The 8,297-nt window shown below is 54.4% G+C and carries 8 protein-coding genes; all 8 read right to left on the reverse strand.

Going from position 1 to position 8,297, the window contains the following annotated elements; all coding sequences use genetic code 11:
- Positions 1-26 precede the first annotated feature (26 nt).
- Positions 27-4,055, reverse strand: coding sequence for a DNA-directed RNA polymerase subunit beta (gene rpoB / locus C8D90_RS21550; protein ID WP_115460514.1), 4,029 nt, complete (start codon positions 4,053-4,055; stop codon positions 27-29).
- 319 nt (positions 4,056-4,374) lie between these two features.
- Positions 4,375-4,743 (reverse strand): 50S ribosomal protein L7/L12, encoded by a 369-nt coding sequence (gene rplL / locus C8D90_RS21555; protein ID WP_115460515.1) that lies wholly within the window; start codon positions 4,741-4,743, stop codon positions 4,375-4,377.
- 63 nt (positions 4,744-4,806) lie between these two features.
- On the reverse strand, positions 4,807-5,304 hold the full coding sequence (gene rplJ, locus C8D90_RS21560) for a 50S ribosomal protein L10 (protein WP_115460516.1): 498 nt from the start codon (positions 5,302-5,304) through the stop codon (positions 4,807-4,809).
- 334 nt (positions 5,305-5,638) lie between these two features.
- Positions 5,639-6,340 (reverse strand): 50S ribosomal protein L1, encoded by a 702-nt coding sequence (rplA, locus tag C8D90_RS21565; RefSeq protein ID WP_115460517.1) that lies wholly within the window; start codon positions 6,338-6,340, stop codon positions 5,639-5,641.
- Between the two features lie 3 nt (positions 6,341-6,343).
- On the reverse strand, positions 6,344-6,772 hold the full coding sequence (gene rplK / locus C8D90_RS21570; protein ID WP_115460518.1) for a 50S ribosomal protein L11: 429 nt from the start codon (positions 6,770-6,772) through the stop codon (positions 6,344-6,346).
- A 127-nt stretch (positions 6,773-6,899) separates the two neighbouring features.
- The gene (gene nusG / locus C8D90_RS21575) at positions 6,900-7,448 is read right to left on the reverse strand and encodes a transcription termination/antitermination protein NusG (protein WP_115460519.1); all 549 of its coding nucleotides are present in this window, start codon (positions 7,446-7,448) and stop codon (positions 6,900-6,902) included.
- 1 nt (position 7,449) lies between these two features.
- Positions 7,450-7,833 (reverse strand): preprotein translocase subunit SecE, encoded by a 384-nt coding sequence (gene secE, locus C8D90_RS21580; protein ID WP_115460520.1) that lies wholly within the window; start codon positions 7,831-7,833, stop codon positions 7,450-7,452.
- 255 nt (positions 7,834-8,088) lie between these two features.
- Positions 8,089-8,297: EF-Tu C-terminal domain-related protein (locus C8D90_RS21585; RefSeq protein ID WP_456236435.1), on the reverse strand; the 209-nt coding region annotated here is incomplete at its 5' end.

The following is an 8,297-nucleotide window of genomic DNA, read 5'->3' on the forward strand; positions in this document are numbered from 1 at the left end:
TCCTGTATCGGTACGGATTCGAGTGCTTACTCGTCTTCCAGCTCGATGTTGATACCCAGCGAGCGGATTTCCTTCAGCAGTACGTTGAAGGATTCCGGCATGCCCGGCTCCATCCGGTGATCGCCATCCACGATGTTTTTATACATCTTGGTACGGCCGTTCACGTCATCGGACTTCACGGTCAGCATTTCCTGCAGGGTATAGGCGGCGCCGTATGCTTCCAGCGCCCACACTTCCATCTCACCGAAGCGCTGACCACCGAACTGCGCCTTACCACCCAGCGGCTGCTGGGTAACCAGGCTGTAAGAACCGGTAGAACGCGCGTGCATCTTGTCATCGACCAGGTGGTTCAGTTTCAGCATGTACATGTAGCCGACGGTAACCGGGCGCTCGAACTGCTCGCCGGTACGTCCGTCATACAGCGTGATCTGACCGGAGGTCGGAACGCCGCCAAGCTCCAGCAGCTCTTTGATCTCTTTCTCTTTCGCGCCGTCAAACACCGGTGTGGCGATCGGCATACCTTTCTTCAGGTTTTCTGCCAGACGAATGACTTCGTCGTCGCTGAAGGTATTCAGATCAACCTTCTGGCGGACGTTATCGCCCAGATCGTAAGCTCTCTGGATGAACTCGCGCAGTTTGGCTACTTCCTGCTGCTGCTTGATCATGGCGTTGATCTTATCGCCGATGCCCTTCGCAGCCATACCCAGGTGGGTTTCCAGGATCTGACCGATGTTCATACGTGACGGTACGCCCAGCGGGTTCAGAACGAGATCGACCGGCGTACCGTTTTCGTCGTAAGGCATATCTTCGATCGGGTTGATCTTGGAGATAACACCCTTGTTACCGTGACGGCCCGCCATTTTATCGCCCGGCTGGATCTGGCGCTTAACGGCCAGATAAACCTTGACGATCTTCAGTACGCCCGGTGCCAGATCATCACCCTGGGTGATCTTGCGGCGCTTGGCTTCCAGCTTCTTCTCGAACTCAGCTTTCAGCTCGTCGTACTGTTCAGCCAGCTGTTCCAGCTGATTTTGCTTCTCTTCGTCCTGCAGACCCAGTTCCAGCCAACGATCGCGCGGCAGTTTGGCCAGCTTCTCAGCTTCGATGCCGCCGGCAACCAGCACGTCGTGGATACGGGCAAACAGGCCGGCTTCCAGAATCTGCAGTTCTTCAGTCAGGTCTTTCTTCGCCTGCTTGAGCTGCATTTCTTCGATTTCCAGCGCACGCTTGTCTTTTTCCACGCCGTCGCGGGTGAAGACCTGTACGTCGATAACCGTACCGGATACGCCGTTCGGCACACGCAGCGAAGAGTCCTTAACATCGGACGCCTTCTCACCGAAGATCGCACGCAGCAGTTTCTCTTCCGGCGTCAGCTGGGTTTCGCCCTTCGGCGTTACCTTACCAACCAGAATGTCGCCACCGGTCACTTCCGCACCGATGTACACGATGCCGGATTCATCCAGTTTGGAGAGCGCTGCTTCACCCACGTTCGGGATGTCGGCGGTGATCTCTTCCGGCCCCAGCTTGGTGTCACGGGACACACACGCCAGTTCCTGGATATGGATGGAGGTAAAACGGTCTTCCTGCACCACGCGCTCGGACACCAGGATGGAGTCTTCGAAGTTGTAGCCGTTCCACGGCATGAACGCTACGCGCATGTTCTGGCCCAGCGCCAGTTCGCCCAGATCGGTGGACGGACCGTCAGCCAGCACGTCGCCGCGCTCAACCGGCTCGCCCAGGGACACACACGGCATCTGGCTGATGCAGGTGTTCTGGTTGGAACGGGTGTACTTGGTCAGGTTGTAAATATCGATGCCGGCTTCGCCCGGAACGGTCTCGTCTTCGTTAACTTTGATAACGATACGGGAAGCGTCCACGTACTGGATCACGCCGCCGCGTTTAGCGACTGCGGTAACACCGGAGTCAACGGCTACGGCACGTTCCATACCGGTACCAACCAGCGGCTTGTCAGCGCGCAGGGTCGGAACGGCCTGACGTTGCATGTTCGCACCCATCAATGCACGGTTGGCGTCATCGTGTTCCAGGAACGGGATCAGGGACGCACCGACGGAAACCACCTGCTGGGTGGAAACGTCCATGTAGTCAACCTGGTCGCGGCTGAACAGGCTGGATTCGCCTTTGTTACGACAGGTCACCAGGTCTTCCATGAAGTGGCCGTCGTCATCCAGGTTGGAGTTCGCCTGGGCGATAACGAAGTTGCCTTCTTCAATGGCAGACAGGTAATGAATTTCATCGGTCACGATGCCGTCACGTACGCGGCGGTACGGGGTTTCAAGGAAACCGTACTCGTTGGTCTGCGCGTAGACGGACAAGGAGTTGATCAGACCGATGTTCGGACCTTCAGGGGTTTCGATCGGACATACGCGGCCATAGTGGGTCGGGTGTACGTCACGTACTTCGAAGCCCGCGCGCTCACGGGTCAAGCCGCCAGGGCCCAACGCGGAAATACGGCGCTTATGGGTGATCTCGGACAGCGGGTTGTTCTGGTCCATAAACTGAGACAGCTGGCTGGAACCAAAGAACTCTTTCACCGCCGCGGAAATCGGCTTGGCGTTGATCATATCCTGCGGCATCAGCATATCGAGATCGCCCAGGGACAGACGCTCTTTCACCGCACGTTCAACGCGCACCAGACCTACACGGAACTGGTTTTCGGCCATTTCGCCCACGGAACGGATACGACGGTTGCCGAGGTGGTCGATATCATCCACTTCGCCTTTGCCGTTACGGATATCGATGAGCTTCTTCATCACCTCGATGATGTCTTCGTTGCTCAGGATACCGGAACCTTCGATCTCTTCGCGCATCAGGGAGCGGTTGAACTTCATGCGGCCCACAGCGGACAGATCGTAACGATCTTCGGAGAAGAACAGGTTCTCGAACAGATTTTCCGCAGCTTCACGCGTCGGCGGTTCGCCAGGACGCATCATGCGGTAGATCTCAACCAGCGCGCTCAGGCGATCGGTGGTCGGGTCGACGCGCACGGTCTCGGACATGTACGGACCATGATCCAGATCGTTGGTGAACAGCGTTTCAATGCGCTTGTAACCGGCCTGGCTCAGCTTGGCCAGCAGATCCATCGACAGCTCCATGTTGGCTGCGCAGATCAATTCACCGGTGTTTTGATCGATATAGTCTTTCGCCGCGACTTTGCCCGCGATGTACTCAACCGGAACTTCGATCAACTCAATGTTGTCTTTTTCCAGCTGGCGGATATGGCGCGCGGTGATACGACGGCCCTTCTCGACATACACTTTGCCGTTGGCTTCGATGTCGAAAGAGGCGGTTTCGCCACGCAGACGCTCCGGCACCAGTTCCATCTGCAGTTTGTTGTCGCGAATTTCAAACACTACTTTCTCAAAGAACAGATCGAGGATCTGCTCGGTGGTGTAATTCAGCGCACGCAGGATGATGGTGGCCGGCAGCTTACGGCGGCGGTCAATACGCACGAACAGGTTGTCTTTCGGGTCGAATTCGAAGTCCAGCCAGGAACCACGGTAAGGGATAATACGTGCGTTATACAGCACTTTACCGGATGAGTGGGTCTTACCCTTGTCGCTGTCGAAGAATACGCCCGGACTACGGTGCAACTGGGAAACGATAACACGCTCGGTCCCGTTGATGACGAAAGTCCCGTTGTCGGTCATGAGCGGAATTTCGCCCATGTAAACTTCTTGTTCTTTGATGTCTTTAACGGTGCCTTCCGGCGCTTCGCGCTCGTAGATCACCAGACGCAGCTTCACGCGCAACGGCGCGGAATAGGTTACGCCGCGGATTTGACATTCTTTAACGTCGAATACCGGCTCACCCAGACGGTAGCTGACATATTGCAGTTCAGAGTTACCGCTGTAGCTCTGGATCGGGAATACGGAGCGGAACGCCGCTTCCAGGCCATACTGGCCTTCCGGATCCTGTTCGATAAACTTCTGAAACGAATCAAGCTGGATAGAAAGGAGATAAGGAATGTCCAGAACCTGCGGACGTTTCCCAAAATCCTTACGAATACGTTTTTTCTCGGTATAGGAGTAAACCATAGGGTTCCTCAGCTCGCTGACAAGTCGACCCATGTCCGCTCACGACGGAGCGGTTCGTGCAACACCATTTTGTCGATCGGAAAACAGGAACGCTTTCCGCAATACCTGTTTCTATCACTCTTAAACCATTTCGTTGCGCTATATGCCGGAACTCCCGACATGGGCAATATATTAAGGCGTCGATAGAAACAACTATTGGGGTTTGCCGGCAGTTAAACAGTGCGAAATACTGGCGGCACCCTACAGCGCAAAAAGGCTGGTGACCAAAAAGTCACCAGCCATCAGCCTGATTTCTCAGGCTGCAACCGGAAGGGTTGGCTTATTTAACTTCAACTTCAGCGCCAGCTTCTTCCAGGGATTTCTTCAGAGCTTCAGCGTCATCTTTGCTCACGCCTTCTTTCAGAGCGGCCGGAGCAGATTCAACCAGGTCTTTGGCTTCTTTCAGGCCCAGACCGGTAGCGCCACGAACTGCTTTGATAACGGCAACTTTGTTAGCGCCAGCAGCTTTCAGGATAACGTCGAACTCAGTTTTCTCTTCTTCAGCGGCAGCAGCCGGGCCAGCAGCAACTGCAACAGCAGCAGCGGCAGACACGCCGAATTTTTCTTCCATCATGGAGATCAGTTCAACAACGTCCATTACGGACATTTCTGCAACTGCGTTCAGGATATCGTCTTTAGAGATAGACATAACAATTGTTCCTAAAGTTTAGAAATAGTTTATACGTAAGAATCAGCAACGGAAAAGAAAGGCTTAAGCAGCTTCTTTCTGATCGCGCAGAGCAGCCAGAGTGCGAACCAGTTTGCCTGCAGAGGCTTCTTTCATGGTCGCCATCAGGCGTGCGATTGCTTCTTCGTAAGTCGGCAGAGTTGCCAGGCGGTCAATCTGAGACGCCGGGATCAGCTCACCTTCAAAGGCAGCGGCTTTAACCTCGAATTTTGCATTGTCTTTGGCAAATGCCTTGAACAGACGAGCGGCAGCGCCCGGGTGTTCCATAGAGAATGCAATCAGGGTCGGACCGACAAACGTGTCTTTCAGGCACTCGAACGGAGTACCTTCAACGACGCGGCGCAGCAGGGTGTTGCGGACAACACGCATGTAAACGCCAGCTTCACGACCTGCTTTACGCAGTTCAGTCATTTTGCCTACGGTAACGCCGCGGGAATCCGCAACGACAGCAGACTGCGCGCCTTTGGCTACTTCGATGACGTCAGCAACAATCGCTTGTTTGTCTTGAAGATTTAATGCCATTAGCTTGTGCTCCTGGATTTAGCCGGGAAACATTTCCCGGAACTCACTTCACTTACCCGAACGCCGGATAAACCGCCGGACAGAGTAAGCACTGAAATACGGTGAGCAGAATCCAGTCATCTAAAAAGATTTCTTTAGGCTCTGTCACCGTCTACGCAGGGAAATTAAGCGTCTTGCAACGCACCTGCGGTCTTGGACGGAGGCCTGGATAGGCCAGGCTCCAACCGAAAATTCGTTCGCTTATTATTTCGCGCAACAAGTGCGCAGAACTCGCGGGCGTTAGATTCTAGACAAAATCAACGCCCGCGTAAAGCGAAAATGCTATCCGTCAGGATTAAGCAGCTGCCGTCAGGGTGCTTTGATCAATTGAAACACCAGCGCCCATGGTCGTGGACAGGCTGATTTTCTTGATGTAAACGCCTTTAGCAGTGGTCGGCTTAGCTTTCTTCAGGGCAACCAACAGCGCTTCCAGGTTTTCTTTCAGCTGGTTGGCGTCGAAGTCAACCTTACCAATGGTGGTATGGATGATACCGTTCTTGTCGTTACGATAACGAACCTGACCGGCTTTAGCGTTTTTAACCGCTTCAGCAACGTTCGGCGTTACGGTACCAACTTTCGGGTTCGGCATCAGGCCGCGCGGACCGAGGATCTGGCCCAGTTGACCAACAACGCGCATCGCATCCGGAGAAGCGATAACAACGTCGAAGTTCATCTCACCCTTTTTGATCTGCTCTGCCAGATCTTCCATACCTACCAGGTCAGCGCCGGCTTCTTTCGCAGCATCGGCGTTCGGGCCCTGGGTAAATACGGCAACGCGAACGGTGCGGCCGGTGCCGTGCGGCAGTACGGTAGCGCCACGTACGTTCTGGTCAGATTTACGTGCATCGATGCCCAGGTTTACGGCAACGTCCACGCTTTCGGTAAATTTAGCGGTGGCCAGCTCTTTCAACAGAGCAACGGCTTCGTTGACGTCATACTGCTTGGTTACATCAACTTTCTCACGGATCACGCGCATGCGCTTGGTCAGCTTAGCCATCTATTAGTCCTCCACTACCAGGCCCATGGAACGAGCAGTACCTTCGATAGAACGCATCATTGCGTCTACGTCGGAACCAGTCATGTCCGCAGCTTTGGTTTCTGCGATTTCACGTACCTGAGCACGGGTCACTTTACCCACTTTGTCTTTGTTCGGCTTGCCGGAACCAGACTTAACGCCAGCCGCTTTCTTCAGCAGTACGGCTGCCGGCGGGGTCTTCGTTACGAAGGTGAAGGAACGGTCAGAATAAACGGTGATAACAACCGGAATCGGCAGACCTTTTTCAAGGCTGTCTGTTTTGGCGTTGAACGCTTTACAGAATTCCATGATGTTAACGCCCTGCTGACCCAGAGCCGGACCAACCGGCGGGCTCGGGTTAGCCATACCAGCTGCAACCTGCAGCTTAACGTAGGCTTGTACTTTCTTGGCCATCTTTAAGTTTCCTCAATATGGGTAATAGCGCCCTGAAAAGGCTCCCCGTGAAAATAAATAGCGCGGAATTGTAAAACAACCCCGCGCTATTGACAAGCATAACCCGTAACGGGCTGCTTTATCGAAATCAGTTGGCTTTTTCGACCTGGCTGAAATCCAGCTCGACCGGCGTTGCACGGCCGAAAATCGACACGGAAACCTTCAGGCGGCTCTTCTCGTAATCGACCTCTTCCACCACGCCGTTGAAGTCGGCAAACGGGCCGTCGTTGACGCGCACCATTTCACCCGGCTCAAACAGAGTCTTCGGACGCGGCTTATCACCCACCTGCTGCAGGCGGTTCATAATCGCATCTACTTCTTTATCGCTGATCGGCGCCGGACGATCGGACGTCCCGCCAATAAAGCCCATCACGCGTGGAACGCTGCGTACCAGGTGCCAGCTGGCGTCATTCATGACCATCTGGACCAGTACATAGCCTGGAAAGAATTTACGTTCGCTTTTACGGCGCTGGCCGCCACGGATCTCAACCACTTCCTCGGTCGGTACCATGACTTCACCAAACAACTCTTCCATGTCGTGCAGTTTAATATGCTCACGCAGCGACTGCGCTACGCGGCCTTCAAAACCGGAAAACGCCTGAACGACGTACCAACGCTTTTTCGGGGCTTCAGACATCTTAGAACCTCAGGCCAGTAATAAACGAAATCAGACGGACCAGAATTCCATCCAGTCCCCACAGGATCAGAGACATAACCGCCGTTACCGCAGCCACGATCAACGTCGTATGCAGCGTCTCCTGGCGGGTCGGCCAAATCACCTTACGCATTTCGGTACGGGCTTCGCGCGCAAACGCGACCGTTGCTTTGCCTTTCGTTGTCATTAATGCAACGACGCCCGCAATTACGATGATCACCACCACCGCCAACGCGCGCAGCGGCAGGCTTGCGTCACGGTAGATATAGTTACCGACGATAGCCACAACCAGCAGCACAGCCACAACCAACCACTTCAGCGCATCCAGGCCACGCCCGCTCCCTTGAGCATCGGTATTCGCACTCATAAACCAACCTGTCACTATGATTTCAAAAAGAATGATAATCCACTTCGCCCCGCCGGGCGGGACAAAACAAACCGGACTGAGGATATTACAGGACTCCGGGGTGTTAAAAAACCCTCATCCTCAAAGAACCGGCAAAACCTGTCTCATCAGCCATTCAGCACAAAAAATTACTGATGGGCCAGGCTCTGGTACAGGGTGTAGAAAAAGGGCATCAAGTGATGCCCTTTACTGCTTTGCGCATCAAGCTCTTAGCGATTAGCTCAGAACTTTAGCAACAACGCCCGCGCCAACGGTACGGCCGCCTTCGCGGATTGCGAAACGCAGACCATCGTCCATCGCGATCGGGTGGATCAGGGTAACAACCATCTGGATGTTGTCGCCCGGCATTACCATCTCTACGCCTTCCGGCAGTTCGATGTTGCCAGTCACGTCAGTCGTACGGAAGTAGAACTGCGGACGGTAGC

The sequence above is a fragment of the Enterobacillus tribolii genome (genome assembly GCF_003363015.1).
GTDB classification, from domain to species: Bacteria; Pseudomonadota; Gammaproteobacteria; order Enterobacterales; family Enterobacteriaceae; genus Enterobacillus; species Enterobacillus tribolii.